Genomic DNA, 26844 nt, shown 5'->3' on the forward strand with positions numbered 1-26844 from the left:
GAGCAATCTCTTCATCGTGTCGGAGAGGGGCTCAGAATGAGTGGTCGGTCGCAGTCTATTCGCTTCGTCAGCGCTCGCATCTATGGCGATGCCAGCGACCGGGACCCGTTCGACCTGTCCGTCGACCTGAGGTCGGTCAAGACCTTGATGACGGTGGTCCGTCGGCATGACGTGTTGGGGTCGCAACATTTCAAAGCCGCGGAAGTATTCAGCTAATGGCGTGGACGGGTCTCAGCATCGGGCTGGATGCCCTTTCGTACGGCATGGTGCTTTTCATCATCTCCATCGGGCTGTCCATCATGATGGGCCTGATGAGGGTCGTGAACCTTGCTCATGGCGCATTTGCGATGATCGGGGGATATCTCGCGTCTTTCGCGCTCAAGAGCGCAGGAGTTGGATATCCGCTCGCGATTGTCCTGGCGGTCCTCGGCACCATCGCGATCGCCTTTCCGCTCGAGTTTCTTCTCTATCGCCGGATCTATCGCAAGTCCGATGAGCTGACCCAGATTTTGCTCACGATCGGCATCGCGTTCGTCATCATCGGCGTTGCCAACTACATTCTTGGCCCGACGACCAAATCCATTCCGCTGCCTCCGCTGCTGAGCGGTCCCGTCGATCTCGGCTTCCGAATGATCCCAGCTCATCGGATTTTCGTGATGATTTGCGGAGTGTGCACCGCGGGCTTGCTCTGGCTGCTGATCGACCGCACCGAGTTCGGGATCCGGCTGCGTGCCGCGGTCGACAACGGTGATATGGCCGAGTCGCTCGGAATCAAGACGCAGATCCTTTTTTCCGCGACATTCGCGCTTGCGGTCGGCCTGGCGGCGTTCGGGGGTGTGGTGGGCGCCGAGCTCTTGCCCGTCGAACCATTTTACGCGCTCAGATACATGGTGACTTTCCTTGTCGTCGTCTCGGTCGGCGGGGCGGGATCGATCCCAGGCGCCGTGGCGGCATCGATATTGCTTGGCCTTGCGGACACGACCGGCAAGTACCTTGCACCCGAATATGGTGAGTTCTTCTTCTATCTTGCGGTCATCCTGGTCGTATTTCTGTTTCCGAACGGCCTTTTGGGCAGGAGACACTGACGTGACCGATCGAATCATGGTCGATGGCATGAGCGCGCCTCGTTTCTCCGTCCCGGTCGAGCTGCGCGCTGTCGCGATCACGCTGGCGCTCGGAGCGCTCGGCTACACGCTTTTTCCTGATGACCTCGCGTTTCTGACGCGACTGATCAGCATCACGCTTCTGGTGCTGTCGCTCGATCTGGTCACGGGGTATTGCGGTGTCGCCACCCTTGGACATGCTGCGATCTACGGTGTGAGCGCCTACGTCGTGGGCAACGCCTGCCTTGCCGGACATTCCGACCCCCTGCTGTTGTTGCTCGTGGGGGCAGTGACCGGTGCCGTGATGGGGCTGGTCTCAGGGCTCCTTGTCACGAGGTTCAAGGGGCTCCCCCAGCTCGTGCTGTCCATTGCGGTCGGACAGCTCATCGCGGCGCTAGCCAATAAACTGTCCAGCCTGACGGGCGGAAGCGACGGATTGTCCGGCATTTCGCCTGGACGAATCTTCGGGGTCTATGCGTTCGACATGTACGGTCGCACCGGCTACGTGTTCTCCGTTGCGGTGCTCATGGTCGTGTTCGTGGTGCTGCTTCGAATCGTGCACTCTCCCTTCGGCCTGCTTTGTCAGGCAATCAAGGATGACAGCCTTCGAGCTCGGATGATCGGTGCCCGCGTGTATCCGCGGCTCGTGCTGATGTATGGCGTGTCGGGGGTTGTTGGCGGAATTGGCGGTGCTCTCAACGCCATCAATACGGGCGTCGTGGGACTGGATAGCGTCGGATTTGAGCGGTCGGCTGAAGCTCTCGTCATGCTCGTCCTGGGTGGCGCAGGCAGTCTCTGGGGCGCGCTGATCGGATCCATCGTCTTCCAAGTGTTCGAGCACTATGTCTCGGCTGCAAATCCATTCCATTGGATGACCATGGTCGGTGCGTTGCTGATCGCGGTCGTTTTGTTCGCCCCGAAGGGCCTGGTATCCCTGGGAGGCTTGCTTGCTGGTCGCACCGCCTCGGCGCTGAGGAGACGCCCGTGAGCCAGTCGCTGCTCGAACTGCGAAACGTGTCGATGTCCTTCGGCGGGATGAGGGTAAACGATGATATATCCTTCAGTATCGGGAAGGGAGAAAGGGTCGCGTTGATCGGCCCGAACGGCGCGGGGAAAACCACGCTCGTCAACGTCATCTCCGGTGACTTGACCCCTTCACAAGGCTCCGTACACCTCGCCGGGGTTGATGTGACCGCGCTACCGATTTCCGATCGCGTCGATGCCGGCTTGATCCGGACATTTCAGATTACGAGGCTCTTCAAGAGCCTGACCGTCGCACAGAACGTCGCGCTCGCCGTGATGCAACGAATGGGGCTCACGAGGAATATATTCTCTTCCCCGATGGATCGGCCGGACGTTCGTCGGGAGTGGGAGCGGGCGCTTGGAACGCTCGGTATCGCCCATCTGGCCGACAGGCAGGTCTCGCAACTGGCGTACGGCCAGCAGCGCCTTCTTGACCTGGCAATCGGGCTTGCTCTCGAGCCGAAGGTCCTGCTCCTGGACGAGCCCGCGGCAGGGGTGCCGTCAGAGGAGTCCTCCAAGATCATCGAGGCGATCGACAGATTGCCTTCTGATATCGCGGTTTTGATGATCGAGCATGACATGGACCTGGTCTTCAGATTTGCCCGCCGTGTGCTCGTTCTCGCCAACGGAAAGCTGATCTTCCAGGGCGATCCGGCAGAAGTCACGCACCATCAGGAAGTCCGTCGTGCTTATCTAGGTAGCTACGCAGATGCCCGCCACGCGTCTTGAAGTCAAAGGTCTCAGTGCCGGGTATGGCCCCACCCGCGTCATCGATGACGTCTCTTTCGAGGTTCTGCCCGGAGGTCGTCTCAGCGTCCTTGGTCGAAACGGAGTCGGCAAGACGACCTTGCTCGCATCGCTCATGGGTCTGACAACCCATCATGGCGGGAAAGTATTCCTGGGCGAAGCAGATCTCACGGAGTCCAAGGCATCTACACGTGCTCAGCGAGGTTTCGGCTACGTACCGCAGACGCGCGACATTTTTCGGTCGCTGACTGTCGAAGAAAACCTGGTCGCAGGTCTTAAAGATCGAGGTCGAGAGGCGCTCGACGAGGTCTACGTGATGTTCCCGAGGTTGGCCGAACGTCGACGCCATTTCGGGACGCAATTATCGGGCGGCGAGCAGCAGATGCTCTCGCTCGCCAGGACGCTGCTGGGAAGGCCTTCAGTTCTCCTCTTGGATGAACCGCTCGAGGGGCTCGCGCCAGTGATCTGCGATCAGATCATGGAAATCATCACTGCGCTGGCGAGTTCTGGTGAGATGACCATCGTTTTGGTCGAGCAGCAGATCGAACGAGCGCTGCGCTTTGCCGATCATGTCATGGTGGTTGAACGCGGCAAAGCGGTCTGGAGTGGGGAATGCGCGCACTTGCGGGACGACCCCAAGATGGTCGAGCGCCTGCTCGGTGTTGGGGTGCACTGACGCATGCCCGAGGCCTTTCAGCGTTCCTCTGCTGCGCTTGCACTTTGGGATCACGAACTGTCCGAAGCGAAAGAGTGGATGAGATATCGTAGGTTCGGTTGGTGTGGGGACAGCGCTTCCGAAATAGTGGGTTTAACGGTGTAGCGGACCCCCGCTACGCCAAACTACGATTTCTCGCGATGCTATACCCCTGACGGTAGCGTCCGGGGTTAGCCGTTCAGGCTGTACCGCCGCGATATCCTATTGGCGGCTAATGACGGACCGCTAGCAGATGTGTAACTTTGGGTTCGGTCGCAGCGCCGAACTGGATGATCGCGTCCTGGACTACCTTGTCTGCGTTCGTCACGCGTTGATGCTGCCTGAGGTGTTCCAGCCAGGACGCGACCATGAACGTTTCCAGGAAGCGTCCGCTCTCCGACACGTCTTCGAAGATGTCCCATGCATAGGCGCCGTCCCGTCTTCTCGCCCGGCCCAATTCCATGACCGCGGACAGGAAGGTATCGCGTCTCTCCTGAGCAATGACGTACTCGACCGTGACGAGCACAGGTCCACGGTCGGCGTCGGTATCGATCGACGATATCGGCGCCGGCCAATGCATCGACGGAGCGAGATCGAGGCTCGCACCGCCTTGAAGCTTGTAGCGCCAAGTTAGGACGATTCCAGCCACGGCGCCTGCTGCGGCGATGAGGAGCGCGGCTGGCAGCCCGAGGCTGGAGGCAAGCTGTCCCCAGAGGACGCTGCCGGCCGTCATCGCACCAAAGAAGACGGTGACGAACATGGCCAAACCGCGACCGCGGACCCAGTCGGGCAACGAGACCTGGACGGAAACGTTGACGGTCGCGAGAACGGCGATCCATGAGATACCGGCAATCGCGCAAGCCGCGACACCGACCGCCGCATCTCTGGCGAAGCCGAGCAGGATCAGAGTGAGCGCCGTACCCAACGTTCCCGCGGCGACCAGACGGTCAGGTCCGAGGGACTTCCTCATCCAGGATAGCGCCAACGCACCGGCGATCGCACCGAGGCCGATGGCGCCCAGCAGGATTCCGTAGAGCTCAGGGCCAGCGGCGATTCGATCGCGTGCCACAAGCGGCAGGAGAGCCCAATAGCCGCTTGCAAAGAAGAAGAAAGCCACCGCCCTAATGAGCGTTGCGCGGAGGCTCGGATTGAACCGTGCGTGACGTAGGCCCACCATCATCGCGCCGGTCAGACGTTCCGGGGGCAGCGTATTGCCGGAGGGGGACGCCGGGCGCCACCAGATGAGCGCCCCGATCACCGCGACATTGCTCAATGCGTTGAACCAGAACGGCGCCGCGATGCCCAAACCACCGATGACTACGCCGCCGAGAGCCGGCCCGATGGCGCGGCTGATGTTGACGCCGACCCCATTGCTGGCGACCGCTGCGGCCAGATCCGCTTTGGGAACAAGCTGTGGCACCACCGACTGCCAAGCGGGCGCGGTGAACGCGGCGCCGGCGCCAAGCAAGAAAGTGAACAGCAGGAGGACAGGTGGCGTAACGACGTTCAGACCGACGACGATCGCGCTGGCAGCTGCGACGATCGTGAGAGCCACCTCGCAGCCGATCAGGAAGCGGCGCTTGTCGACCGTATCCGCAAGCGCGCCGGCCGGCAGCGCGAAGAGAAACATCGGAAGGCTGCTTGCCACCTGTACCAGCGAAACGGTGAGGGGATCGGCGTCCAAATTGGTCATCAACCATCCGGACGCGGCGTTGTACATCCAGGTCCCGACATTCGCGACCACCGTCGCAATCCAGACCACCGTGAACGTCGTGTGACGAAAGGCTATCCATGGCGACGAGCCGGTGGAAACGTCCGCCGCTTCACGTGTTTGGTCAGAAGACATCGTGCTCACTTGGCCGATCCGATTCTGGCCGCGACAGCCGGCCTGGCTGGCTCAGTTGTTCGGGCGCACGCTTGATTCATGCGAAGGGCTCAGGACCGTCGTGTAGTTGGCAGGCAACCATTCGAACTGGCCATCGGCCGATCGGACGTGTCCTATCCCCGGGAAAGAGATATGAGCCGCGGCGATCCATGTTCCCTGCCGAGCGGTTCGGGAGAACATTTCCGTTCGCCGTGCCTCCGCCGACATTGGATCGCTGTCATAGGTCACGGTGATTGCGGGGTCCGGAAACTGGATTGGTGCGACGTGGACGAGGTCGCCTCAAACCAAGAGCGTCTGGCCGTCGCTGACGACTTCGTATGAAGTATGTCCGGGGGTGTGACCAGGAGTTGGCACGGCACGAATCCCAAGCGACAACTCCTGTCCATCGTCGAAAGGCTTCACATGCCCCGCGTCGATGTAAGGCTTCAGCGAAGCCCGGTCCCCGTCGAACATGGGCTTCAGGAATGTGGGGGCTGCGTCCTCGCTCCTGGGATCGAGCCAGTAGCGGAGATCTTTCTGGCTGACCCGCACGATTGCGTTGGGAAAGACAGGCTTGCCATGCGGAGCGATGCCGCCGACATGATCCGCGTGAAGATGCGTCAGATAGATCTCGTCGACCTGCTCCGGCTTGTAGCCCGCCGCTTGGAGGTTTTCCAACAGATGTCCGCAGCAGGTGCCGTACAGGCTACCGGCGCCGCTGTCGATCAGGACGAGCTTGTCGCTCGTGTTGACGAGGAAGGCGTTGATCGATCCTTCTAGCGGTACCCCGAGATCCGAATCCGCAAGGAGCGCATCGGCCTTGCCAGGATGGCCCGCCGCAAGTTTCACTGCCTTCCGCTCCCCGCCGATCTGCGTCTCGTTTCGTGTCATCACGTCGTGGACCGGAAATGGATGCGTGCCGTCGAGCAGCGCGGTTATCTCGAAGCGACCCAGCATCATTCGATAGAACCCGGGAGCTTGCGTCCTCACCTGCGGGGCAGCGGCCTGCGCCGTGCCGTTGCAGCACAGGACAATGACCGGCAACAGCGTCGTGAATTTGATGCCCCGCATCTTGTCCTCGCTCAGTCTCTGGCGGCACGAATGGCAGCCCGTTTCCAACAATGCTGCGGTCCTTTCTTGTCCGGCCTCAAGGCAGATTGGACTTTTGGCCGGGGTGTCAGGCCGCCCAGCCCTCGAGGAAGTCGAGGAGCAGCCTGTTGACGATGTCGGGTTGCTCCTCCTGGGGAAGATGTCCGCAACTCCGGATCGGAGCGACGGTCAGATCTTCCGCCATCTCGCTCCAGACCGCCTTCATGTCGAACAGGCGGCCGACTGCGCCGAAATCCTCGCCCCACAGCGATAGCACTGGGCACATGATCTTCCTTTCGGCATCGACCAGGTCCTGGGCGATGTCCTCCGCGCTCGCGCGGTAGTCGGCCATCGCGCCACGAACGGCGCCGGGCGCCTTGTAAGCTTGTACGTAGGTCTCGAACGCATCGCCGTTGATGGTGGACGGATCGTGACACCAGTCGGAAAAGAAGTGGCGCAGCCAGATGTCTTCGCGGCCTGCGATCAGCGCCTCAGGAAGGTCGGGAATCTGGTGGAACATGAAGAACCAGTACTGGCGCGCGATCTTCGCGTTCATTTCACGCGCCACAATGCGGGTTGGCACGTTGTCCATGACGACCAGGCGATCGACGCGCTCGGGATGGTCTTTGACCAGCCGGGTGGCGACGCGCGCACCTCGATCATGACCGATGAGAGCAACCCGTTCGATGTCGAGTTCCTTGAGCAGTTCGACGATGTCATTGGCCATCGTCCGCTTGTCATAGCCGCTCGCGGGCTTGTCGGTCTCGCCGTAGCCGCGAAGATCCGGAGCGATGACGCGATAGCGGGAGGCCAAAGCCGGGATCTGGAAACGCCAGGCAAAGCTGGTTTCCGGAAAGCCGTGCAGCAGGACGATAGGTGGGCCGGTTCCGGCCTCGAGGTAGAACTGTCTGATGCCGCTCGCCCGACATGTCGTGCGGCGAATTTCGGTCATGATCTGATCTCGCGGGCCAATTTCGGGGGTCAAGTTCACCCAACTCGTCCTGGGGCGATTGGAGATTTTGGCGGCGGCTTGTACGATTGCGTCGCTCCGGGGCGGCCGTTTGGCAGTTGCAGCGGAGAACGGCTTGCAGCACTCTCGAGATCGGGAAAAAGTCCAAGATTTGGGGCCTTCTTCGCGCTTCTGTCTTCGGAACAACCCGCGATCAGCACTTAAGCGTGCGGCATCAAAACAGGACGGGCAGAAACGGGCGAGGGCCCCTCATTGGCAAGCAACCATCTAAATGCGCGAGGACTTCACCACGTTACGGCAATCATTCGTGAGGTTCGCCGCTCTTCCAATTTCTACGGCAATATCCTGGGATTGAAGCGGGTCAAGAAGACGGTCTGCTACGATGATCCGGGCAGCTATCACTTGTATTACGGCGACGACCTCGGCAATCCGGGCGCCGTCATGAGCACGCTCGCCTGGAACTGCGTAACCCCGGGCATGATCGGCGTCGGCGAAGTCGTGCAGACCGCCTTTCGGATCGCTCCCGATTCGCTCGAGAGCTGGGCTGAGAAGTTCGAGTCCTTGAACATTCCCCACCGGCTGGAAGCGACGCCGTTCGGCGAGCGCATGGTCTGCATAACCGACCCGGACGGTGCAGCCATCGCGCTCGTGGAGACCGGGGGGCCGGCGGTCGAAGCCGCCGATCCCCAGCCGTTGGCCGGACTCCACGGGGTCACGTTGAACGTCAGGGACGAAGATATGACGACCGAGATTCTTCAGGATGTGCTCGGCTTCTCCCTGCTCTCCCGGGCCAACGGGGCGGTGCGGTTTGCGGCCCACGATGGCGCCGGCGGGTCGCTGACGTTGAGGACCATAGGAAAATCGTCACGCGGACGACTGGGCGGCGGCACGATCCGGCACGTGGCTTTCCGGGCGGCCGACGAGGAGGACCGCTCCGCGATGGTGGAGAAGCTCCGGTCCACGTATGGCATTGCAGTCAGCGATCCGATCGAGCGAACCTATCTAAGCGCAGTCGGCTTCAGAGCGCCGTGCGGCGTTCTGTTCGAGATTGCGACAGATGGCCCCGGCTTCTGCGTCGACGAACCCCGCGAGAGCCTCGGCAAGGTCCTCAAGCTTCCTGCTTTTCTGGAAGAGCGTCGACCGGAGCTCCAGATGCTTCTCGCGCCATTGGACTGATTTTTTTGGTTCGCACGTCTGACATGCATCGACGGACGGGCACAGCGATCCGAGTCTTGTCTTTGACATGCTGTGCTGGATATATCGTTCCGCCGCGCGAAATGCACCGAGGTCTCGGCTTTTCGCTTAATTTGTGAGCATTTCCAACAGCGGATCGATGCACGTGACCGGTCAATTCGACCACGCCAATGATGGATTCTTCGGAAAACGCCTGAGCCAGCACCTGGGAATGGAGGGTGATTGTCTCCTTCAGGTGAAACGACATGAAAAGCTCGCTTTGGCGGCAACCCATCTGACCTGCCCAAGCTTCCTGCGAGGCCGAACCGCCCCGATCCCGTCGGAGCCGGCCTACAGCATTCTCCACCAATTGGGCGACTTGGATCGACACGCCTGCTGGCTGACTGGGCGTCCACGATATTCCGGGTCTTTCGGAGCAGGGACCGTCAGTGTCATCGATCTGATGGACAATCCGCAGTGCGAGTTCCGCGGGCCTGTCGACGCGATCCAATACTACGTGCCTTACCAGGCGCTGGACGAGTTCGCCTACGAGAATGGCGCCAAGCCCGTATCGACGCTTGCGTGGAAGCGCGATGCCCGCGACCCCTTCCTGTCCACGCTGTCGAGTATTCTGCTGACCGCGATCGAGCAGGATCCCTCCACAGACCAACTCTTCGTCGATCATCTCGGGTTGAGCCTGTTGGCCCATTTCGCGCAGACCTATGGCGGCATGCGTCGCCGGAATGGGACGGCGGAGGGCGGTCTGGCGCCCTGGCAGGAGCGTCGCGCCAAGGAGATCATGCGCGTTCGTCTGTCGAGCAACCTGACGATCGCCGACGTCGCGGCCGAGTGCAAATTGACGCCCAGCCATTTCGCGCGGTCGTTCCGGCGCAGCACCGGTGTCGCTCCGCATCAATATCTCTCGCAGCTTCGCATCGAGGAAGCCAAGCGGATGATGCTGACGACCAAGCTCCCGCTCGCCGACATCGCATTGATCTGCGGCTTCGCCGATCAGAGCTACTTCACGAGGGTCTTCTCCCGCAGCGTCGGCGCCAGTCCAGGAGCCTGGCGAAGAGACCGGACCGCCAGCTGATCGGCGGCGACCAAGCACAGATTTCTTGTCGCCTTGACGAGGCGAGATAGCGCAAAAAGGTCCAATCCGGCTTCCAAGCCCACAAGAAGCGGGCTCGATCGTCTCCTAGATCCGACAGGCATCATTCCGTCGGTTATCAAAGGAGTTCAATATCATGGATAAGGCCCCGTCGTTTGGTCCCACGGTCGTTTTGGTCCACGGTGCGTGGGCGGACGGCTCGAGCTGGCGCCTTGTGATTCCGTATCTTCTGGAGAGGGGTATTCCCGTCCTATCGGTGCAGAATCCGACAACGTCGCTCGCCGAAGATGTCGCCGCAACCAGGCGAACGTTGGCCGCCATCGACGGCCCGGTGGTTCTCGCGGGCCATAGCTGGGGTGGTGCCGTGATTACCGAAGCCGGACGCGATCCGAAGGTGAAGGCCCTCGTCTATGTCGCCGCGTTCGCGCCCGGGGCGGGCGAATCGGTCGGTGACGAGGTCGGCGGGCACGCGGCTCCGCCAGCGCTGTCCAAGATCATCGACAGCGGTGACGGCTTCCTCAAGCTGAGCGAGGAGGGCTGGATCAGCGACGTGGCTCAGGACCTGGCGGAGAAAGACGCGCGCCTCCTGTCGATTCTCCAGACGCCGCTTTCCAAGTCCACCTTCGGTGACAAGATCACGGAAGCCGCTTGGGAGGCACGGCCGAGTTGGTATATCGTTTCGACCGAGGATCGGGCTGTCAGCGTCGAACTGCAGCGTAGTCTCGCGGCGAGGATGAAGGCGAACACGACCGAACTCAAGGCAAGTCACATGTCCTTGCTGTCGATGCCCGAGGCTGTTGCGGCCGTCATCGTCGATGCCGTCAATGCGACGAGGCCGTGAGGCCGCGCCTGCTGCCGGGAGACCACTTGGGACTCTCGGCAATTGACGAATGCCACGGGCGATCGTGTCGATCGCCCGTGGCAAGCCCCGGTATCAGCCCTTGATGAACGCAAGCAGATCGGCGTTGATCGTTTCCGCCTGGGTCGTCGGCATCCCGTGCGGGAATCCCTTGTAGGTCTTGAGCGTGCCGTTCTTGAGCAGCTTGGCGCTCAATGCCCCGGAGTTGGCGTAGGGAACGATCTGGTCGTCGTCGCCGTGCATGACCAGCGTGGGAATCCCGACTTTCCTGAGGTCTTCGGTGAAGTCGGTCTGGGAGAAGGCGACGATGCCATCGTAGTGCGCCTTGGCGCTGCCCATCATGCCCTGCCGCCACCAGTTTTGGACGACACCTTCGATCGTCTTCACACCCGGCCGATTGAAGCCGTAGAACGGCCCTGCGGGAAGATCGCGGTAGAATTGCGCACGATTGGTCGCGACCTGCTGCTGCAGCCCGTCGAAAACGTCCTTCGGCAATCCGCCGGGATTTGCGGCCGTCTTGACCATGATCGGCGGAACGGCTGCGATCAAAGCGGCTTTTGCGGCCCGGCTCTCGCCGTGACGTGCAAGGTAGTGGACGACCTCGCCGCCGCCGGTGGAGTGTCCGACGTGGACGGCGTTCTTCAGGTCGAGATGGGCCGTCAGCGCGGCGAGGTCGTCGGCATAGTGGTCCATGTCGTGACCGTCGGCGACCTGGGCCGAGCGGCCGTGCCCGCGGCGGTCGTGAGCGATCACGCGGAAACCCTTGCCTGCGAAAAACAGCATCTGCGCGTCCCAATCGTCGGATGACAGCGGCCAGCCATGGCTGAAAACGATGGGCTGGCCGGAGCCCCAATCCTTGTAGAAGATCTCGACTCCATCCTTGGTGGTAATCGTCGGCATTGCACTCTCCGGGTTCTTTCGCGTTGGAAGATCGGCAGCTGTTTCGCATGGCCCTTGCGGCCGCGATCGGCAGCGCCGTCATGTTGCGAACATGAGCACGTCTTGCGATCGCTAAACGATCGGTCCGGGAGATTGCTTGGATGGCTTATGCGCCATTTGGACTGGCTTGCGATTTCGGTCGAGGCGCCCGCCAATTCGCCGCACCGGCATTGATCATCGTGCTGGAATCCAAGCCACGACAGAATTGTCCAAGCCGCGGAAGCGATAGTTGCCCACCATGTGCTCGTTCGCAACCATTCCCGGTCGTTCGATCGCAACTGCCGATCGCAAGGAGCCATCCTGATGTCCAAGCTCGAAATGCTCACCCCTGAAAACAGCGCGATCGCGCTCATCGACTATCAGCCCGCGATGTTTCAGGGCGTCCAGTCGCACGACCGCCTGGTTACGCTCAACAACGTACAGATCCTCGCCAAGGCCGCCAAGCTCTTCAAGATTCCGACTGTTCTTTCGACGGTCGCGGAAGCGTCCTTTTCCGGCCCGTTCATCCCCGAAGTGACCTCGCTGTTTCCAGACCACGACATCATCGACCGGACTTCGATGAACTCGTGGCTCGACGCCAATTTCCGCAACGCGGTCGCTGCGATCGGCCGTAAGAAGTTCGTGCTGGCGGGACTTTGGACCGAAGCATGCGTGCTGTTCCCGACGCTGGACATGCTGCGGGAAGGCTACGAGATCTACATCGCCGCCGACGCCTGCGGCGATCTCTCGCTCGAAGCGCACAACCGGGCCATGGAGCGCGCGATCCAGGCCGGCGCCGTGCCGATCACTTCCTCGCAGTACGCCTATGAGCTCCAACAGGATTGGGCCCGCAGCGAAACCTATGAGGGCATGATGGACATCCAGCGCGCGCACTCGCCCTACGGCATCCAGATCCGCTTCTCGAAGTGGGCGCTCGGCGAACACGCCTCCGAGGGTGGCACGAAGGCGGCCTGAGGTCGGCAGGCCCGGCCGAAAATGATGCCATGAAAATCTATCTCCTGTCGTTGGGCGCCGGCCTTCTGGTCGGCGTCGTCTACAGCCTGCTCAACGTGCGTTCGCCGGCTCCGCCACTGGTGGCGCTGGTCGGGCTTCTCGGCATCCTCGCTGGCGAGCAGATCGTCCCGGTCGCTCGCCAGTTGCTCTCGGGCGAGGGCCTCGCGGCCGCGTGGCACCAGGCCAAGTGCGCGCCGCACCTCTTCGGAATGTTGCCGGGGCGCGATAGCGATCAAGCGAACAGCAAGCCTTCGCTCGAAGGCACGGAGAAGCATTCATGAGCCCGGCACCCGACATCATCCTGCATCGCGGCTTGTTCACGACGCTCGATCGCTCGAACCCCACGGCTTCTGCCGTGGCCATCGCCGACGGCCGGTTCGTCGCCGTCGGATACGATCACGACGTCATGAAGCTAGCGGGCCCCTCGACCAGGATCGTCGATCTCAAGGGGCATCGCGTGCTGCCCGGATTGATCGATAACCATCTCCACATCATCCGCGGCGGGCTGAACTTCAACATGGAGCTGCGCTGGGACGGGGTTCGATCTCTCGCCGATGCGATGGACATGCTGAAGCGGCAGGTGGCGATCACGCCGCCGCCGCAATGGGTGAGGGTTGTCGGCGGGTTCACCGAGCACCAGTTCGTGGAAAAGCGCCTCCCCACGATCGACGAGCTCAACGCGGTCGCGCCGGATACGCCGGTGTTCCTGCTGCATCTTTACGATCGGGCGATCCTCAACGGCGCTGCGCTACGCGCCGTCGGCTATGCCAAGGACACTCCGGAGCCGCCCGGCGGCGAGATCGTCCGCGACGCGAACGGAAATCCGACCGGCTTATTGTTGGCCAAGCCAAACGCGAACATCCTCTACGCGACCCTCGCCAAGGGACCCAAACTGCCGTTCGACTACCAGGTCAATTCGACCCGGCATTTCATGCGTGAGCTCAACCGGCTCGGCGTGACCGGGGCGATCGATGCCGGCGGCGGTTTCCAGAACTATCCGGAGGACTACGCCGTCATCCAGAAGCTGAGCGATGAGGGCCTGCTGACGATCCGCCTTGCCTACAACCTCTTCACTCAGAAGCCCAAGGGCGAGAAGGAAGATTTCCTGAACTGGACGAGGACATCGAAGTACAAGCAAGGCGACGACTATTTCCGTCACAATGGCGCCGGCGAGATGCTGGTGTTCTCGGCCGCGGATTTCGAGGATTTCCGGGTTGCGCGACCGGACATGCCGCCGGAGATGGAGGGCGAGCTCGAAGAGGTGGTTCGGGTCCTCGTGCAGAACAAGTGGCCGTGGCGGTTGCATGCGACCTACGACGAGACGATCGCGCGGGCGCTCGACGTGTTCGAGCGGGTCAACCAGGACATGTCGCTCGAGGGCCTGCACTGGTTCTTCGATCACGCCGAGACGATCTCGGACCAGTCGATCGACCGTATCGCCGCGCTCGGTGGCGGCATCGCCGTGCAGCACCGGATGGCCTATCAGGGCGAATATTTCGTCGAACGATACGGTGCCGGTGCCGCCGAGGCGACACCTCCGGTCCGGAAGATCATCGACAAGGGCGTCAAGGTGTCGGCCGGCACCGATGCGACCCGGGTGGCGTCCTACAATCCCTGGGTCTCGCTGTCCTGGCTCGTGACCGGGCGAACCGTCGGCGGATTGCGGATCACGCCGCAACGGAACTGCCTGGACCGCGAGACCGCGCTGCGGATGTGGACGGAGAACGTCACCTGGTTCTCGAACGAGGAGGGCAACAAGGGGCGTATTCAGGTCGGCCAGCTCGCGGACCTCGTCGTTCCCGATCGCGACTACTTCTCCTGCGGCGAAGCCGAAATCGCCGACACGACGGCGCTGCTGACCATGGTCGGCGGCCGGATCGTGTACGGAGCCGGTGACTTCTCGAAACTGGAGGCGGTCACGCCGCCGCCGGCAATGCCGGACTGGTCGCCCGTTCGCCGCTTCGGTGGCTACGCCGCCTGGGCGGACGACAGGGCGAACGGGAAGCAAGGCAGTCTGGCGATGCGCGCCATGCAGGCGTGCGGCTGCTCGAATTCCTGTGGCGTGCACGGGCACGATCATGCGTCGGCCTTTGCGAGCCGCTTGCCGGTCTCGGACCTCCGGAGCTTCTGGGGCGCTCTCGGATGCGCGTGCTGGGCGGTTTGACATGGCGTCCGGCACGTCCCCGAGCTGGATCGCCTGGATCCTGCGCTGGCCGCCTCTGGGGCATGCGGCCCGTCTTGCCCTCGTCTCCGCCTACATCCTCGGCGGCTTCGCGAAACTGTTCGACTTCCCGGGCGCGGTGGCCGAACAGGAGCATTTCGGGCTCAATCCCGGATGGTTATGGGCCTCGGCCGCGATCGCAATCGAACTTGGCGGCTCCCTGCTCGTGGTGGTCAACAGGCTGGTCTGGCTGGGAGCGGGCGGGCTCAGCGTTCTGACCTTCGTGGCGATGCTGACGGCAAACGCCTTCTGGACCATGAACGGTCACGAACGGTTCATCGCCACCAACAGCTTCTTCGAACATCTCGGACTGATCGCCGGACTGGTCGTCGTCGCGATCATGTCCGAGCAAACCTCTTGCCGCACGGCCGTCGTTGGGCCATCGACAATCGTCCACGGAGCTTCCCGATGAAATTGACCAGATCCATCTTGCTTTGGGGCGCCGTTGTCGCGGTCGCTGCGGTTGGACCTTCCGTTGCCAAGGAGCCGGCGAAGAAAGACACGCTGGTTGCCGTCGCCCCGCAATACGACACCACCCACGTTTATGTCGCGCCCGAGTACGTCGACAAGTTCGTCAGCAGCTTCCTTGCGACCTTCGGCGGCAAGAGCACCAAGCAGGTCGTCGCCACGGTGACGCCGACGCCGAGCAGCACGACATCGCAACTGCTGCAGACGCCGGTTGGCACCGTGTCCCTGTTCGGCTTCAAGACTCCGATCCCCTATCCGTTCGGTGCGGAACGCAATGGCTATCTGGTCACCGACATCGACTTGGCGATCAGGCAGGCTCGTGCCGCCGGTGCCGATGTGATCGTATCCACCTTCCCCGACCCGATCGGACGCGACGCCGTGATCCAATGGCCGGGCGGCGTCAACCTGCAGATCTACTGGCACACCACCAAGCCCGATTACGCCGCCTTCGAGCACATCCCTGAAAACCGGGTCTACGTTTCGGTGGATCGGGCTGCGGCCTTCACGCGCAGCTTCCTTGCCTTCTCGCATGGCAAGGTGGTTTCCGACGAAACCAAGGCGCCGGGCGTCGAGATCGGGCGACCGGATGCGACCTTCCGCCGGATCCGGATCGAGTCCGCGTTTGGCAAGATGGCCGTTCTGGTCACCGATGGTCATCTGCCCTATCCATACGGGCGGGAGACGACGGGCTACGAAGTCGCCGATTTGGCTGCCACCATCGGAAAGGCCAAGGAGTCCGGAGCAACCGTGCTCGTCGAACCCTACACATCGGAGGGTCGCTTCGCGGCTATCGTGATGTTCCCGGGCGGCTATGTCGCCGAAATCCACTCTTCGGCGCAGAAGAGCGCGATGCAAGCCGGCGGCAAATGAGGTGAAGTTGGTCTGGTCGCCTCGAGCCGTTGTATGCAGCTTCTGGATCGTGCTTGCGCTTGGAAGCTTCGGTGTCGGGGCCGACTGTGCTCGCGCGGCCGACGTGAACGTTGCATCTCCAAAGCGGCCCGCGATCCAGGCGAATCGATGGACCGAGGACTGGTCGGTCCTCGCCGATCCGAGACTGCGTACCGAACCGTTCGATGGTTTCAAGTACGTTCCGCTGTGGGCAACGGATCCGAAGAGCTACATCTCGCTCGGCGCCACCCTGCGCGAGCGCTTCGAGACGAACGATGCTGCAGGCTTCGGGACAGGCAAGACGCCGGGCGACAGCTACCTGCTGCAGCGTCTGCAGATCCATGCCGACGTCCACTTCAACGAAAACTGGCGCGCCTTCGTTCAGCTGGAGGACGACCGCGCCTTCGACAAGAAGAGCATTTCTCCGGTGGATCAGGATCGCCTCGACCTCCGCCTGGCCTTCGTCGAGTACGTCAATACGTTCGGCAGTAGCACTCTGAAAGTCCGCGCCGGCCGCCAGGACTTCGCATTCGACCTGCAACGCTTCGTGTCGTCGCGAGATGGACCGAACGTGCGCCAATCCTTCGACGCCCTGTGGGCGGATTGGGAGACTGGCGACTGGCGCTTCATCGGATTCGTGAGCCGCCCCGTGCAGTATTTCGATGTTCGCCCCTTCGACGATACCTCGAACGACAGCTTCCGCTTCAGCACGCTACGGGTCGAACGCAAGGTCTTCGGGGATGACGAACTGTCGGGCTACTACTCGCTGTACGAGCGCAGCAACGCTAAATACCTCGATGCTTCCGGAGAAGAGCACCGTCATGTCTTCGACGTGAGGTTCGCGGGCAAGAAGAGCGGGTTCGACTGGGACCTGGAAGCGATGGGACAGGTGGGTCAAGTCGGCACGACGGATATCCGCGCGTGGGCTGTCGGCGCGCGAACCGGCTATACGATGGCCGGCACGATCTGGCAGCCGCGACTCGGCCTCCAGTTCGACGCCGGCTCGGGCGATCACCATGCTGGGGACGGTATCGTCGGGACGTTCAATCCGTTGTTTCCGAACGGCTACTACTTCACGCTGGCGGGCTATGCGAGTTACGCCAACATCCTTCATCTCAAGTCGTCGATCACCGTCAGCCCGATCGATCGTTTGAAGGTCACGGCCGCGTTCGGCTTGCAGTGGCGGGAGACCACGGCGGACGCGATCTATGTCCAGCCCAATGTGCCGATCGCGGGAACCGCGGGCACGGGTAGCAACTGGATCGGGTCCTACGGCCAGCTTCGCCTCGACTACGCGTTCAACGACCACCTCACCGGCGCCGTCGAAGCGGTGCACTTCGACGTGGGCGACACGATCATCCGCGCTGGTGGACACACCAGCAATTATCTCGGTGTCCAGCTCCAATATGGTTGGTAACATGCCTCGACAGATTCTCGCGCTTCCACTTCTGATGAGCCTCAACGCGGGGCTCGTAGACACCGCCGGATTCCTGGCGCTTCAGGGACTGTTCACGGCGCATGTGACTGGCAATTTTGTCACCTTCGGCGCCGCGATGGTGCAGGGGACGTCTGGCGGCCTCGCCAAGCTGCTCGCGCTCCCTGTTTTCTGCCTCGTCGTGGTTGGCACCCGAATGTTCAGCTTCTTGCTTCCCTCGATCGGGCTGCCGATCTTCCGCTCCATGCTGGCGTTGAAGGTGCTCCTGCTGGCACTGGGAGGGGCACTTGCGGTACATTACGGCCCGTTCCCTAGAGGTGACAGCCTTCAGGCGATCTGCACCGGCATGGTCCTGGTTGCGGCGATGGCAATTCAGAATGCTGCGCACCGCATCCACATGGGGACGGAGCCGCCAAGCACGTTGATGACTGGTACCACGACTCAAATCATGATTGATGTGGCCGACGTGATGCGTGGCGCACCGATCGCCGTGCTCTCGGTAGCGAAGCCGCGCCTCGGCAAGATGGCAGCGAGTGTGGTGGCGTTCGCGGTGGGTTGCGCCGCCGGCGCATGCCTCTATGCGACGCTCGGGAGCTGGTGTTTCGTCCTTCCGCCGGTGATCGCCCTACCTGCTGTGTTTCTGGCACCCGCCGAACCGAAATGAGACTGCGGCGAACGGGTTCAGTAGGTGACTCATCGCAAGACCATGCTTTGTGGCGTTGACGCCCGGACGAGGCCGACACCGATCGCGAGGAGTTCGACGCCGACATCGGATGCGCCTTCGCAAAATTCCGGATCTGGATCCTATCAACTCACGTACGGCTTTGCCGAGGACGTGCTGCGCGAATTCCGGCGACGCGTTGCCTCGGCGCACCGAGCGGAACGAAACGGTCTCGTTGCTCTCTCCGGTGAGCCGAATAGGCGGGCGTCTGCGCCCGGTCTCTTCGCCAGGCCGGGATCGACGTCATCCTCGGCGTAGTCATTCCTTCGGCATCCCGCGGCACCAATTGAATCGCGAGGTTGTTTGTTCAACGGCGCACCGCCTGCGTGATCTCCCATTCCATCGATCTGCCGACTGCATCCCGACCATTGATCGAGATCAACGAACCGGAGGTCTCCGCGCCGATGCTGGGCGTGGCCAACAGGGGCGACAAGCCCTCCTGCGCTGAGCCGTGGAGACGACGCGGAATGCAGCTCTGGCTGATACCATCCTTCTATGCCGCTGCAAGTATCGTGGCAGGCTTGTTGGTGCCGCGGCTGAAAGCCGGGTTCATGGCGTCTGGTCTTGATCTCTCGACATCGTCTGCCCAGACGTACCTCTCGGCCGTCGCTTCCGGCATGATGGCGTTGACCGGCATCGTCTTCTCGATCGCCTTTGTGCTCGTTCAGTTCAACGCCGTCGTCTATTCGCCAAGCTTCTGTCTCCGACGAGACGGCGGAGAGGGGCGGCCATGAGAACACTCCTTCAACGTCTCACCGGCGAAGACGCGATCCAGCTGTTGATGCGGCTTGGATTGCTTGCTCTGTTGATCTTCTGGACATTCTACCTGGTCCGCCCGTTCGTGACCATTCTGGTCTGGGCCCTCGTGCTTGCCGTCGCGCTCCATCCGGCCTTCGTCCTTCTCGCCGACGCTTTGGGCGGTCGCCCAAAGCTGGCGGCGGCCATCTTCACCGCAATCAATCTCGCCATCTTCATCGGCCCTGCGGCCTGGCTCGGCATGGGTGCGGCGGATGGCATCAAAGACTTCGCCGCGGAGCTGGCCGCGGGCGAACTGACAATTCCATTGCCGCCGCAGACCCTCAAGACCTGGCCGCTGATCGGAGCGCAGCTTTACGAGCTGTGGGAGCAGGCCTCGACGAATCTTCGCCCGGCCCTGTATCAGGTCGCACCTTATCTGAAGCCGTTCGCCGGCACGCTGCTCGGTCTCGTGGGTGATGCTGGCGTGGGAGCAGTCAAGTTCCTGCTCTCGGTCGTCGTCGCCGGCGTCATCCTTCCCTATGGCCCGCAGCTCGTGGCCGCGGGCCGAGGCTTTCTCGCGCGGATCGTGCCCGAGCAGAGCGAGCATTTCCTGGATTTGGCGGGAGCGACCATTCGAGCGGTATCCCAGGGCGTGATCGGTATCGCGGTGGTCCAGGCGCTGCTGGCCGGTATCGGTTTCAAGCTCGCGGGCATCCCGATCGCCGGCCTCCTGGCGGTTCTGGTCCTGCTGCTCTCGATCGTGCAGATCGGCGCAGCCCTCGTCATGATTCCCGTGATCGTCTGGATCTGGACCGACAAGGACGTCACTACCGCATTGCTGCTGACCTGCTTCCTCGGAATCGTCAGCATCCTCGACAACATCTTGAAGCCGCTGGTGATGGGGCGCGGCTTGACCACGCCGACACTCGTCATCCTGATCGGCGTGATCGGCGGAACGCTGGGGCATGGAATCATCGGTCTCTTCATCGGCCCCATCATCCTGTCGGTCGCCTGGGAGCTTGCGGTCGCCTGGATCAGGACGGACGCCGCCCCAGTGCCGGCGGTCGTCGAACGTTGACTTAGATCAACGGTGGCGGCTTCCGGAAGCGCCTTCTGAACGCCTACGACAGCGAGATCGGGACATGACGATGGAAAACTTGAACCTGCCGCGTGGTCCCCTGTCCGGGATGGTCGCCGCGGCCGTCGAATACATGGTCGATGCAGGGCAGCGGAGCGTGTTGTTTCTGGACATCATGCGCCAGCGCGGCGACCAGTATCGCGAGCACGTCGCGCAGACGGCACCGCATGTCCTACAATATGCCGCTGAACTGATCATCGACGGGCGCAAGCTCGACGAGCCCGTCAACTATGCGCTGGTGCGCATCATTCCACCCAAGGGGGTCGAGATCGATCTCGAACGGCGGCCGTTCATCGTGGTCGATCCGCGCGCGGGACACGGTCCGGGAATCGGCGGCTTCAAGGCGGACAGCGAGATCGGCGTTGCGATGAAAGCGGGGCATCCCTGCTACTTCATCGGCTTTCTGCCGGAGCCGATGCCGGGGCAGACCATCGAGCGCATCGCGCGCGCCGAGGCGCTGTTCGTCGAGAAAGTCATCAGCCTGCATCCGAAAGCCGACGGCAAACCCTGCGTGATCGGCAATTGCCAGGCCGGCTGGGCCGTCATGATCCTGGCGTCGCTGCGGCCTGAATTGTTCGGGCCATTGATCATCGCCGGCGCGCCGCTCGCTTACTGGGCCGGCGTGCACGGCAAATATCCGATGCGTTATTCCGGCGGCCTGTTGGGAGGGAGCTGGCTGACTGCATTGACCAGCGATCTCGGCGCCGGAAAGTTCGATGGCGCCTGGCTGGTGCAGAACTTCGAGAACCAGAATCCATCCAACACGCTTTGGACCAAGCAATACAACGTCTATTCCAAGGTCGATACCGAGGCCGATCGGTACCTGGATTTCGAGCGCTGGTGGGGCGGGCACGTCAACCTGAACGCCGAGGAGATCCAGTTCATCGTCGATGAGCTCTTCATCGGCAACAATCTCGCGGTCGGCAAGATCGAGATGTCGGACGGGCAGAAGGTCGATCTGCGCAATATCAGGTCGCCGATCGTGGTGTTCTGCTCCAAGGGCGACAACGTCACGCCGCCGCAACAGGCACTGGACTGGATTCTCGATTGCTATGCAGACGTCAACGAGATCAGGGCATATGGGCAGACCATCGTCTACACCGTTCACGAAAGCATCGGGCACCTCGGCATCTTCGTCTCCGGCGGCGTCGCGAAGAAAGAGCATGCGGAATTCTCCAGCAATATCGACCTGATCGACATCCTGCCGCCTGGACTTTATGAAGCGACGTTCGAAGCCAAGGGTGAGGAGACCGCGAGCTCCGATCTCGTCGTCGGGCAGTGGGTGATGCGTTGCGAGGCGCGAACGCTCGACGACATCCGCGCCATGGGCGGCAATTCGCCCGAGGACGAGCGGCGCTTCGCAGCCGCAAAACGCGTCTCCGAGATGAATCTCGCGGCGTACCGGAAGTTCGTGCAGCCCTGGATCAAGAAGATGGTCACGCCACAGATGGCGGAGACCATGCGCAACCTGCATCCGCTGCGATTGCAGTACGAGGTCCTCAGCAGCCGGAATCCCTGGATGGGCGCCGTGAAGACGGCCGCCGAGGAGATCGAGGAGAAACGCAAGCCTGTGGCAAAGGACAATCCGTTCCTGGCCTTCCAGGAGCAGATGTCCAAGCAGATCGTTCATGCGCTGGATAGCTGGCGCGACGCCCAGGAAGCCCTGAGCGAGACGATCTTCCTCAATGTCTATGGCTCGCCTGCACTTCAGGCGGCGGTCGGGATCGATCCGAACTGGGAGTCTTCGCGCAAGCGCGAGATGTCGGCGGAGCACCGGACAATGCTCGAGAAGCGTATCGCGGAGCTGAAGTCCAGGGTGGGCGAGGGCGGTCTTCGTGAAGCCGCCATTCGTGGCCTGCTCTATATCGGCTCGGCCCGCGGAATGGTCGACGAGCGGAGCATCGAGGCGCTGCGTCGGATTCGCCGCGATGCCGGCGGTTCACGTTTGACGCTGCCCGAGTTCAAGATGCTGGTGCGCGAGCAGTTCTTCATGCTGTTGCTCGATCAGCAAGGCGCCTTGGCAGCGATCCCGAAGATGCTCCCAGAAGATGTCGCGCAACGACTCGCGGCAATCGCAATGATCCGCGAGGTCCTTTCCGCGAGCGGCGAAATCACCGGCGAACGTGCAAGCCGCCTGCAGCGTATCGCCGCGCTGTTCGGTGTCGAGGCGGGAGAGGGGACGTCGAACATTACCCCTTTCGACCCAAAGGCGAAAGCATCTTAGGCGTTCATGGAAGAGGCGGGAACGAGATCATGTCAGCCGATACGAGGCCAGCGCAGTCTCCCAGCAAGTACGATCGCTTGATTGCGGCAGCGAAAGCCGTGCCTCCGGTGCCGACCCTGGTGGTGCATCCTTGCGATGAAACCTCGTTGCGCGGGGCCGTCGATAGCGCGCAAGCCGGGATCATCCGACCGATCCTGGTCGGACCCGAGAGAAAGATCAGGGAGACGGCGGGCAGGCACGATCTCGATATCTCCGGCTTCGAGATCGTCGATGCCGCGCATAGCGAGGAAGCCGCGTCCAGGAGCGTCGAGCTGATCCATGCTGCCAGGGGCGAGATGCTGATGAAGGGCAGCCTGCATACCGACGAACTCATGCGCGCCATCACGGCGAAAACGGGCGGCCTGCGCACCGATCGCCGTATCAGCCACGTCTTCGTGATGGATGTTCCGGCCTATGCCGACACGCTGCTCGTCACCGACGCCGCCATCAACATCTTTCCCGATCTCGATGCCAAGCGGGACATCATCCAGAACGCCATTGATCTGTACAACCAGGCCGGTTTTGGAAAATCGCCGCGCGTGGCGATCCTGTCGGCCGTGGAAACCGTGACCTCAAAGATCCCATCGACGATCGAGGCGGCCGCCCTGTGCAAGATGGCCGACCGCGGCCAGATCAGTGGCGGCGTGCTCGACGGACCACTGGCCTTCGACAACGCCATCGATCCCGAGGCGGCACGGATCAAGGGCATCAAGTCCGAAGTTGCCGGGCGAGCCCAGATCCTCGTCGTTCCCGATCTCGAAGCCGGCAACATGCTGGCGAAGAATCTCGCCTACTTCGCCAAGGCCGACGGCGCCGGCATCGTGCTCGGTGCCCGGGTGCCGGTCGTGCTGACGTCTCGAGCGGACACGCCCCGTGCGCGCATGGCGTCCTGCGCGGTGGCATCGCTCTATGCCAACGCCCGGCGCCAACATGCGCCGACAGTCGCTGCGTGACCGCGATGGATACGATCCTCGTCGTCAACGCAGGCTCCTCGAGCGTCAAGTTCCAGATCTTTTCTGTCGAGGGAGAGGGTATCCTTCGCCGGCAGATCAAGGGCCAGATCGACGGCATTGCCAGCCGACCACGGTTGCGGGCGAGTGGCGCGAACGGTGAGACGCTGGCCGAGCGAGCGTATCCGATCGAGGCAGTCGCAGACGTTCCGGCGGCGATGGAGATCGCCGGGAGCTGGTTGCGGGACGAGCTTCGCATCCACCCGATCGCGGTCGGACACCGCGTCGTGCATGGCGGCCCGGACTTCGACCGGCCCGTGTCGATCGATCACGGCGTTGTCGCCCGCCTGGAGCGCTTCGTCAATCTCGCACCATTGCACCAGCCGCACAATCTGGCGCCGATCCGGTCGATCCTTGCCGGCTTTCCGAGCTTGCCGCAGGTGGCCTGCTTCGATACCGCCTTTCATCGAACGCATAGCGCGGTCGCCGATCACTACGCGATCCCGCATCACCTCCATGCCGAGGGGGTGCGCCGCTATGGTTTCCACGGGCTGTCTTACGAATATGTCGCGAAGGCCCTGCCGCGGATTGCGCCCGACATCGCGAACCGGCGGGTCATCGTGGCTCATCTGGGTAGCGGCGCCTCGATGTGCGCGCTCAACGAGGGACGAAGCGTCGAAAGCACCATGGGCTTCACGGCGCTGGACGGGTTGCCGATGGGCACGCGGCCCGGCCAGCTCGACCCCGGTGTCGTGCTCTATCTCATCTCCGAGAAGGGCATGTCGGCGTCGAACGTTCAGGACTTTCTCTATCGCGATTGCGGACTGAAGGGACTCTCGGGCGTCAGCAACGACATGCGGGAGCTCGAGGCCAGCGACGACGCCAAGGCCAGGCTGGCGATCGACTATTTCGTGTATCGGATCTGCCTCAATGCCGGCATGCTCGCGGCCGCATTGCAGGGTCTGGACGCCTTCGTCTTCACGGCCGGCATTGGCGAGAATTCCGCGACGATTCGCGCCCGTGTGGTCGAGCAACTCGGATGGCTCGGTGTCAGCCTCGACCACGCTGGCAATTCTCGCAATTCGCGGCTGATATCGCGTGCCGAGAGTCGTATCCCCGTCTATGTCGTGCCGACCGACGAGGAACTGATGATCGCGCAACACACGCTGTCGCTGCTGATGAAGCAGCCATCGAGCAACTCCAGACAAGAGAGGGCGTCATGATCCCCGTGTTCCCGGATACCAAGGTTGCCTTGAAGGGTAAGAAGGGCCTCATCGTCGGCATCGCCAACGACCAATCCATCGCCTGGGGCTGCGCGAGGGCGTTTCGTGCCCTCGGGGCGGAGCTCGCCGTCACCTACCTCAATGACCGTGCCAAGAAGCATGTCGAACCGCTGGCGCAGGCGCTGGAAGCACCGATCTTCATGCCGCTGGACGTCATGGTGGAAGGCCAGACTGAACAGGTGTTTGAGCGGATTGCAGGCGAATGGGGACAACTCGATTTCCTGCTGCATTCGATCGCGTTTTCGCCGAAGGAGGCGCTGCACGGCCGCGTGGTGGATGTCGGCCGCGACGGCTTCCTGAAGACGATGGATGTCTCCTGCTGGTCTTTCATGCGGATGGCGCATCTCGCCGAGCCGCTGATGAAGAACGGGGGCACGATGTTCACCATGACCTATTACGGCAGCCAGATGGTCGTGAAGAACTACAACGTGATGGGGGTGGCCAAGGCCGCGCTTGAAGCGGCGGTCCGCTACATTGCGGCCGAACTCGGTCCGAAGGGCATCCGTGTTCACGCGATCTCACCAGGCCCGCTCGCCACGCGCGCGGCATCGGGCATCCCCGAATTCGATGATCTCATGGACAAGGCGCAGTCCACCGCGCCGACCCGCAGCCTCGTCAGCATCGAGGACGTCGGCAATGCCACGGCTTTCCTGGCGCTCGACGGAGCCAAGCTGATCACCGGCGGCGTTCTCTATATCGACGGCGGCTATCACATCATCGACTGACTGACGGAGGAGGTTCTGGTGCGTGCGCTTGGGTTGAGCCTGTTTCTGCTCGCGATCCATTTCGTGCCGGCGCAGGCGCAAACCTACGATCCTCGCTATGCGATATGCATGAAGGTCTATGAAGGGTCCTTTGGCGGAGGCGAATGGATCGATTGCAGCTACACATCGCTGCCGCAGTGTCAGGCTTCGGCATTCGGTCGCGCCGCCACATGCGTGATAAACCCGTACTTCGCTCAGGCTTTCCCCCGTGGGAGATACCCGCGACATCCAGGAGCCTATTGACGGCGTCGTCCATGCCGCCGCGGCTAGCCGTTGGCAGCACACCTAGCGATAATGCAGCGCGATCAGCTCGGCGACGCAGGCCGGCTTCTTGCCGCCCTCGATCTCGATGACGAGGTGATAGTTGACGCGCAGGCCGTCCGGCGGCACGTCCTCGGCTTCGGCGACCGTGATCCGCCCGCGCAGCCTCGATCCGGCGGGGACGGGGGCAAGATATCGAATTCGATCGGCGCCGTAGTTCAGGGTGTTGCGCAGGCCCTTCAGGCCCATCACCGAACGAATGAAAAGAGGCGCAAGCGACAGGGACAGCAGGCCGTGCGCGATGGTGGTGCCGCCTGGCGCTTCCCTCCTGGCGCGCTCCTGATCGACGTGGATCCACTGCTCGTCGCAAGTCGCCTGGGCAAACTGGTTGATGCGATCCTGCGTCACCGCGATCCAGTCGCTGACACCGATCTCGGTACCGACCGCGGATTTGATCTCGTCGAAGTTGCTGAATATGCGCATGATGGTGGCCTGCTCAGATCTTCATTTGCGGGATGTCGTCGGACACGGCCAGCTCGGCGTCCGTCACCGCCATGACCTCGCCCACGCTGATGCCGGGAGCAATCTCCAGCAATGTGGCCTTGCCGTCAGGAAAGCCGATCACCGCCATGTCGGTCACGACCAGCTGCACCGGCCGGACCGACGTCAACGGCAGCGTGCATTTGGCGACGATCTTGGACTTGCCCTTCGCAGCATGCTGCATGGCGACGATGACCCGCTTGGCGCCGCTGACGAGGTCCATCGCGCCGCCCATGCCCGGAACCATCTTGCCGGGGATCATCCAGTTGGCGAGAAGTCCGTGGGCATCGACCTGGAGCCCGCCGAGCACGGTGACATCGACGTGTCCGCCGCGGATCAGTCCGAACGACATCGCGCTGTCGAAGGTGCTGGCCCCCGGCAGCGCGCTGATCGGGCGGCCGCCGGCGTCGGTCAGGAGAGGGTGCTCCAACCCTTGCTCCGGAATCGGGCCGGTGCCGATCAATCCATTCTCCGACTGAAAGAACACGCTCAGCCCCGCCGGGACGTAATTGGCGACGAGCGTCGGAATGCCGATGCCGAGATTGACGAGGTCGCCGTTTCTAAGCTCCCTGGCGACGCGTCGGGCGATGATCTCCTGTGCGTCCATGG

General features: G+C 62.4%; 27 protein-coding genes. 21 read left to right on the forward strand and 6 right to left on the reverse strand.

What is annotated here, in order from left to right; genetic code table 11:
• Positions 1-215: 215 nt before the first annotated feature.
• From EDE08_RS01640 to EDE08_RS01655, 4 genes are read left to right on the forward strand one after another with little or no spacing between them, the layout of a single operon-like run.
• On the forward strand, positions 216-1085 hold the full coding sequence (locus tag EDE08_RS01640; RefSeq protein ID WP_061878373.1) for a branched-chain amino acid ABC transporter permease: 870 nt from the start codon (positions 216-218) through the stop codon (positions 1083-1085).
• A 28-nt stretch (positions 1086-1113) separates the two neighbouring features.
• A complete protein-coding gene (locus EDE08_RS01645) occupies positions 1114-2091 on the forward strand; it encodes a branched-chain amino acid ABC transporter permease (RefSeq protein WP_245524689.1) in 978 nt (325 codons plus the stop codon).
• 32 nt (positions 2092-2123) lie between these two features.
• Positions 2124-2855: an ABC transporter ATP-binding protein gene (locus EDE08_RS01650; RefSeq protein WP_131867410.1), complete on the forward strand. Its 732-nt coding sequence runs from the start codon at positions 2124-2126 to the stop codon at positions 2853-2855.
• Positions 2836-3549 (forward strand): ABC transporter ATP-binding protein, encoded by a 714-nt coding sequence (locus tag EDE08_RS01655; protein WP_131866537.1) that lies wholly within the window; start codon positions 2836-2838, stop codon positions 3547-3549. Before EDE08_RS01650 ends, EDE08_RS01655 begins: the two co-directional genes overlap by 20 nt.
• A gap of 250 nt (positions 3550-3799) precedes the next feature.
• Here the strand turns inward: EDE08_RS01655 and EDE08_RS01660 are convergent, their stop codons facing one another.
• From EDE08_RS01660 to EDE08_RS01670, 3 genes are all read right to left on the reverse strand, one after another.
• Complete coding sequence (locus EDE08_RS01660; RefSeq protein WP_131867412.1) at positions 3800-5413, reverse strand: MFS transporter; 1614 nt, start codon at positions 5411-5413, stop codon at positions 3800-3802.
• A 318-nt stretch (positions 5414-5731) separates the two neighbouring features.
• The gene (locus EDE08_RS01665) at positions 5732-6502 is read right to left on the reverse strand and encodes an MBL fold metallo-hydrolase (RefSeq protein WP_245524668.1); all 771 of its coding nucleotides are present in this window, start codon (positions 6500-6502) and stop codon (positions 5732-5734) included.
• Between the two features lie 106 nt (positions 6503-6608).
• Positions 6609-7676, reverse strand: a complete 1068-nt coding sequence (locus EDE08_RS01670; RefSeq protein ID WP_245524669.1) for an alpha/beta fold hydrolase — start codon at positions 7674-7676, stop codon at positions 6609-6611.
• A 66-nt stretch (positions 7677-7742) separates the two neighbouring features.
• Between EDE08_RS01670 and EDE08_RS01675 the strand changes: the two genes are divergently transcribed.
• The 3 genes from EDE08_RS01675 to EDE08_RS01685 all read left to right on the forward strand — a co-directional run bounded on the left by EDE08_RS01675 (position 7743) and on the right by EDE08_RS01685 (position 10615).
• Positions 7743-8666 (forward strand): ring-cleaving dioxygenase, encoded by a 924-nt coding sequence (locus EDE08_RS01675; RefSeq protein WP_165935692.1) that lies wholly within the window; start codon positions 7743-7745, stop codon positions 8664-8666.
• Between the two features lie 460 nt (positions 8667-9126).
• Positions 9127-9756 (forward strand): helix-turn-helix domain-containing protein, encoded by a 630-nt coding sequence (locus EDE08_RS01680; protein ID WP_245524670.1) that lies wholly within the window; start codon positions 9127-9129, stop codon positions 9754-9756.
• A gap of 154 nt (positions 9757-9910) precedes the next feature.
• Positions 9911-10615, forward strand: coding sequence for an alpha/beta fold hydrolase (locus EDE08_RS01685; protein WP_131866543.1), 705 nt, complete (start codon positions 9911-9913; stop codon positions 10613-10615).
• Positions 10616-10708: 93 nt separating this feature from the next.
• Here EDE08_RS01685 and EDE08_RS01690 read toward each other — a convergent pair whose 3' ends face one another.
• The gene (locus tag EDE08_RS01690; RefSeq protein WP_131866545.1) at positions 10709-11533 is read right to left on the reverse strand and encodes an alpha/beta fold hydrolase; all 825 of its coding nucleotides are present in this window, start codon (positions 11531-11533) and stop codon (positions 10709-10711) included.
• A 342-nt stretch (positions 11534-11875) separates the two neighbouring features.
• On the opposite strand from EDE08_RS01690, the gene EDE08_RS01695 reads away from it, so the two are divergent.
• The 14 genes from EDE08_RS01695 (at position 11876) to EDE08_RS01760 (ending at position 25677) form a co-directional block, all read left to right on the forward strand.
• Complete coding sequence (locus EDE08_RS01695) at positions 11876-12526, forward strand: hydrolase (RefSeq protein ID WP_131866547.1); 651 nt, start codon at positions 11876-11878, stop codon at positions 12524-12526.
• Positions 12527-12555: 29 nt separating this feature from the next.
• Positions 12556-12846 (forward strand): XapX domain-containing protein, encoded by a 291-nt coding sequence (locus tag EDE08_RS01700; RefSeq protein ID WP_131866549.1) that lies wholly within the window; start codon positions 12556-12558, stop codon positions 12844-12846.
• Positions 12843-14729, forward strand: a complete 1887-nt coding sequence (locus EDE08_RS01705; protein ID WP_131866551.1) for an amidohydrolase — start codon at positions 12843-12845, stop codon at positions 14727-14729. Before EDE08_RS01700 ends, EDE08_RS01705 begins: the two co-directional genes overlap by 4 nt.
• 1 nt (position 14730) lies before the next feature.
• The gene (locus EDE08_RS01710) at positions 14731-15198 is read left to right on the forward strand and encodes a DoxX family protein (protein WP_131866553.1); all 468 of its coding nucleotides are present in this window, start codon (positions 14731-14733) and stop codon (positions 15196-15198) included.
• Positions 15195-16124, forward strand: coding sequence for a VOC family protein (locus EDE08_RS01715; protein ID WP_131866555.1), 930 nt, complete (start codon positions 15195-15197; stop codon positions 16122-16124). The genes EDE08_RS01710 and EDE08_RS01715 overlap by 4 nt, the downstream gene beginning before the upstream one ends.
• A 49-nt stretch (positions 16125-16173) precedes the next feature.
• On the forward strand, positions 16174-17559 hold the full coding sequence (locus tag EDE08_RS01720) for an alginate export family protein (protein ID WP_502700564.1): 1386 nt from the start codon (positions 16174-16176) through the stop codon (positions 17557-17559).
• Between the two features lies 1 nt (position 17560).
• The gene (locus tag EDE08_RS01725) at positions 17561-18241 is read left to right on the forward strand and encodes a YoaK family protein (protein WP_131867416.1); all 681 of its coding nucleotides are present in this window, start codon (positions 17561-17563) and stop codon (positions 18239-18241) included.
• Between the two features lie 425 nt (positions 18242-18666).
• Positions 18667-19032 (forward strand): DUF2254 family protein, encoded by a 366-nt coding sequence (locus tag EDE08_RS01730; RefSeq protein ID WP_131866559.1) that lies wholly within the window; start codon positions 18667-18669, stop codon positions 19030-19032.
• Positions 19029-20114 (forward strand): AI-2E family transporter, encoded by a 1086-nt coding sequence (locus EDE08_RS01735; RefSeq protein WP_131866561.1) that lies wholly within the window; start codon positions 19029-19031, stop codon positions 20112-20114. Before EDE08_RS01730 ends, EDE08_RS01735 begins: the two co-directional genes overlap by 4 nt.
• A gap of 64 nt (positions 20115-20178) precedes the next feature.
• On the forward strand, positions 20179-22398 hold the full coding sequence (locus EDE08_RS01740; protein ID WP_131866563.1) for a DUF3141 domain-containing protein: 2220 nt from the start codon (positions 20179-20181) through the stop codon (positions 22396-22398).
• A 29-nt stretch (positions 22399-22427) separates the two neighbouring features.
• Positions 22428-23390, forward strand: coding sequence for a phosphate acetyltransferase (locus EDE08_RS01745; RefSeq protein WP_131866565.1), 963 nt, complete (start codon positions 22428-22430; stop codon positions 23388-23390).
• A gap of 5 nt (positions 23391-23395) precedes the next feature.
• Entirely contained in the window at positions 23396-24610 is a 1215-nt protein-coding gene (locus tag EDE08_RS01750) for an acetate/propionate family kinase (protein ID WP_131866567.1), read from the forward strand.
• On the forward strand, positions 24607-25395 hold the full coding sequence (gene fabI / locus EDE08_RS01755; protein WP_131866569.1) for an enoyl-ACP reductase FabI: 789 nt from the start codon (positions 24607-24609) through the stop codon (positions 25393-25395). Before EDE08_RS01750 ends, fabI begins: the two co-directional genes overlap by 4 nt.
• 18 nt (positions 25396-25413) lie before the next feature.
• Positions 25414-25677, forward strand: a complete 264-nt coding sequence (locus tag EDE08_RS01760; RefSeq protein WP_131866571.1) for a DUF3551 domain-containing protein — start codon at positions 25414-25416, stop codon at positions 25675-25677.
• 42 nt (positions 25678-25719) lie between these two features.
• Here EDE08_RS01760 and EDE08_RS01765 read toward each other — a convergent pair whose 3' ends face one another.
• Positions 25720-26178, reverse strand: coding sequence for a MaoC family dehydratase (locus EDE08_RS01765; RefSeq protein ID WP_131866573.1), 459 nt, complete (start codon positions 26176-26178; stop codon positions 25720-25722).
• Between the two features lie 13 nt (positions 26179-26191).
• Entirely contained in the window at positions 26192-26842 is a 651-nt protein-coding gene (locus tag EDE08_RS01770) for a 3-oxoacid CoA-transferase subunit B (RefSeq protein WP_131866575.1), read from the reverse strand.
• Between the last annotated feature and the right edge of the window lie 2 nt (positions 26843-26844).

This window comes from Bradyrhizobium sp. R2.2-H (genome assembly GCF_004346455.1).
GTDB lineage: Bacteria > Pseudomonadota > Alphaproteobacteria > Rhizobiales > Xanthobacteraceae > Bradyrhizobium > Bradyrhizobium diversitatis.

Excerpts from the sequence above, each read along its gene's own strand:
- EDE08_RS01765 (WP_131866573.1), bottom strand. The coding sequence starts at position 26,178 with ATGCGCATATTCAGCAACTTCGACGAGATCAAATCCGCGGTCGGTACC.
- EDE08_RS01710 (WP_131866553.1), top strand. The coding sequence starts at position 14,731 with ATGGCGTCCGGCACGTCCCCGAGCTGGATCGCCTGGATCCTGCGCTGG.
- EDE08_RS01650 (WP_131867410.1), top strand. The coding sequence starts at position 2,124 with ATGTCCTTCGGCGGGATGAGGGTAAACGATGATATATCCTTCAGTATC.
- EDE08_RS01665 (WP_245524668.1), bottom strand. The coding sequence starts at position 6,502 with ATGCGGGGCATCAAATTCACGACGCTGTTGCCGGTCATTGTCCTGTGC.
- EDE08_RS01735 (WP_131866561.1), top strand. The coding sequence starts at position 19,029 with ATGAGAACACTCCTTCAACGTCTCACCGGCGAAGACGCGATCCAGCTG.
- EDE08_RS01660 (WP_131867412.1), bottom strand. The coding sequence starts at position 5,413 with ATGTCTTCTGACCAAACACGTGAAGCGGCGGACGTTTCCACCGGCTCG.
- EDE08_RS01740 (WP_131866563.1), top strand. The coding sequence starts at position 20,179 with ATGACGATGGAAAACTTGAACCTGCCGCGTGGTCCCCTGTCCGGGATG.
- fabI (WP_131866569.1), top strand. The coding sequence starts at position 24,607 with ATGATCCCCGTGTTCCCGGATACCAAGGTTGCCTTGAAGGGTAAGAAG.
- EDE08_RS01655 (WP_131866537.1), top strand. The coding sequence starts at position 2,836 with ATGCCCGCCACGCGTCTTGAAGTCAAAGGTCTCAGTGCCGGGTATGGC.
- EDE08_RS01695 (WP_131866547.1), top strand. The coding sequence starts at position 11,876 with ATGTCCAAGCTCGAAATGCTCACCCCTGAAAACAGCGCGATCGCGCTC.
- EDE08_RS01770 (WP_131866575.1), bottom strand. The coding sequence starts at position 26,842 with ATGGACGCACAGGAGATCATCGCCCGACGCGTCGCCAGGGAGCTTAGA.
- EDE08_RS01700 (WP_131866549.1), top strand. The coding sequence starts at position 12,556 with ATGAAAATCTATCTCCTGTCGTTGGGCGCCGGCCTTCTGGTCGGCGTC.
- EDE08_RS01685 (WP_131866543.1), top strand. The coding sequence starts at position 9,911 with ATGGATAAGGCCCCGTCGTTTGGTCCCACGGTCGTTTTGGTCCACGGT.
- EDE08_RS01640 (WP_061878373.1), top strand. The coding sequence starts at position 216 with ATGGCGTGGACGGGTCTCAGCATCGGGCTGGATGCCCTTTCGTACGGC.
- EDE08_RS01690 (WP_131866545.1), bottom strand. The coding sequence starts at position 11,533 with ATGCCGACGATTACCACCAAGGATGGAGTCGAGATCTTCTACAAGGAT.
- EDE08_RS01745 (WP_131866565.1), top strand. The coding sequence starts at position 22,428 with ATGTCAGCCGATACGAGGCCAGCGCAGTCTCCCAGCAAGTACGATCGC.
- EDE08_RS01750 (WP_131866567.1), top strand. The coding sequence starts at position 23,396 with ATGGATACGATCCTCGTCGTCAACGCAGGCTCCTCGAGCGTCAAGTTC.
- EDE08_RS01725 (WP_131867416.1), top strand. The coding sequence starts at position 17,561 with ATGCCTCGACAGATTCTCGCGCTTCCACTTCTGATGAGCCTCAACGCG.
- EDE08_RS01680 (WP_245524670.1), top strand. The coding sequence starts at position 9,127 with ATGGACAATCCGCAGTGCGAGTTCCGCGGGCCTGTCGACGCGATCCAA.
- EDE08_RS01645 (WP_245524689.1), top strand. The coding sequence starts at position 1,114 with ATGAGCGCGCCTCGTTTCTCCGTCCCGGTCGAGCTGCGCGCTGTCGCG.
- EDE08_RS01715 (WP_131866555.1), top strand. The coding sequence starts at position 15,195 with ATGAAATTGACCAGATCCATCTTGCTTTGGGGCGCCGTTGTCGCGGTC.
- EDE08_RS01705 (WP_131866551.1), top strand. The coding sequence starts at position 12,843 with ATGAGCCCGGCACCCGACATCATCCTGCATCGCGGCTTGTTCACGACG.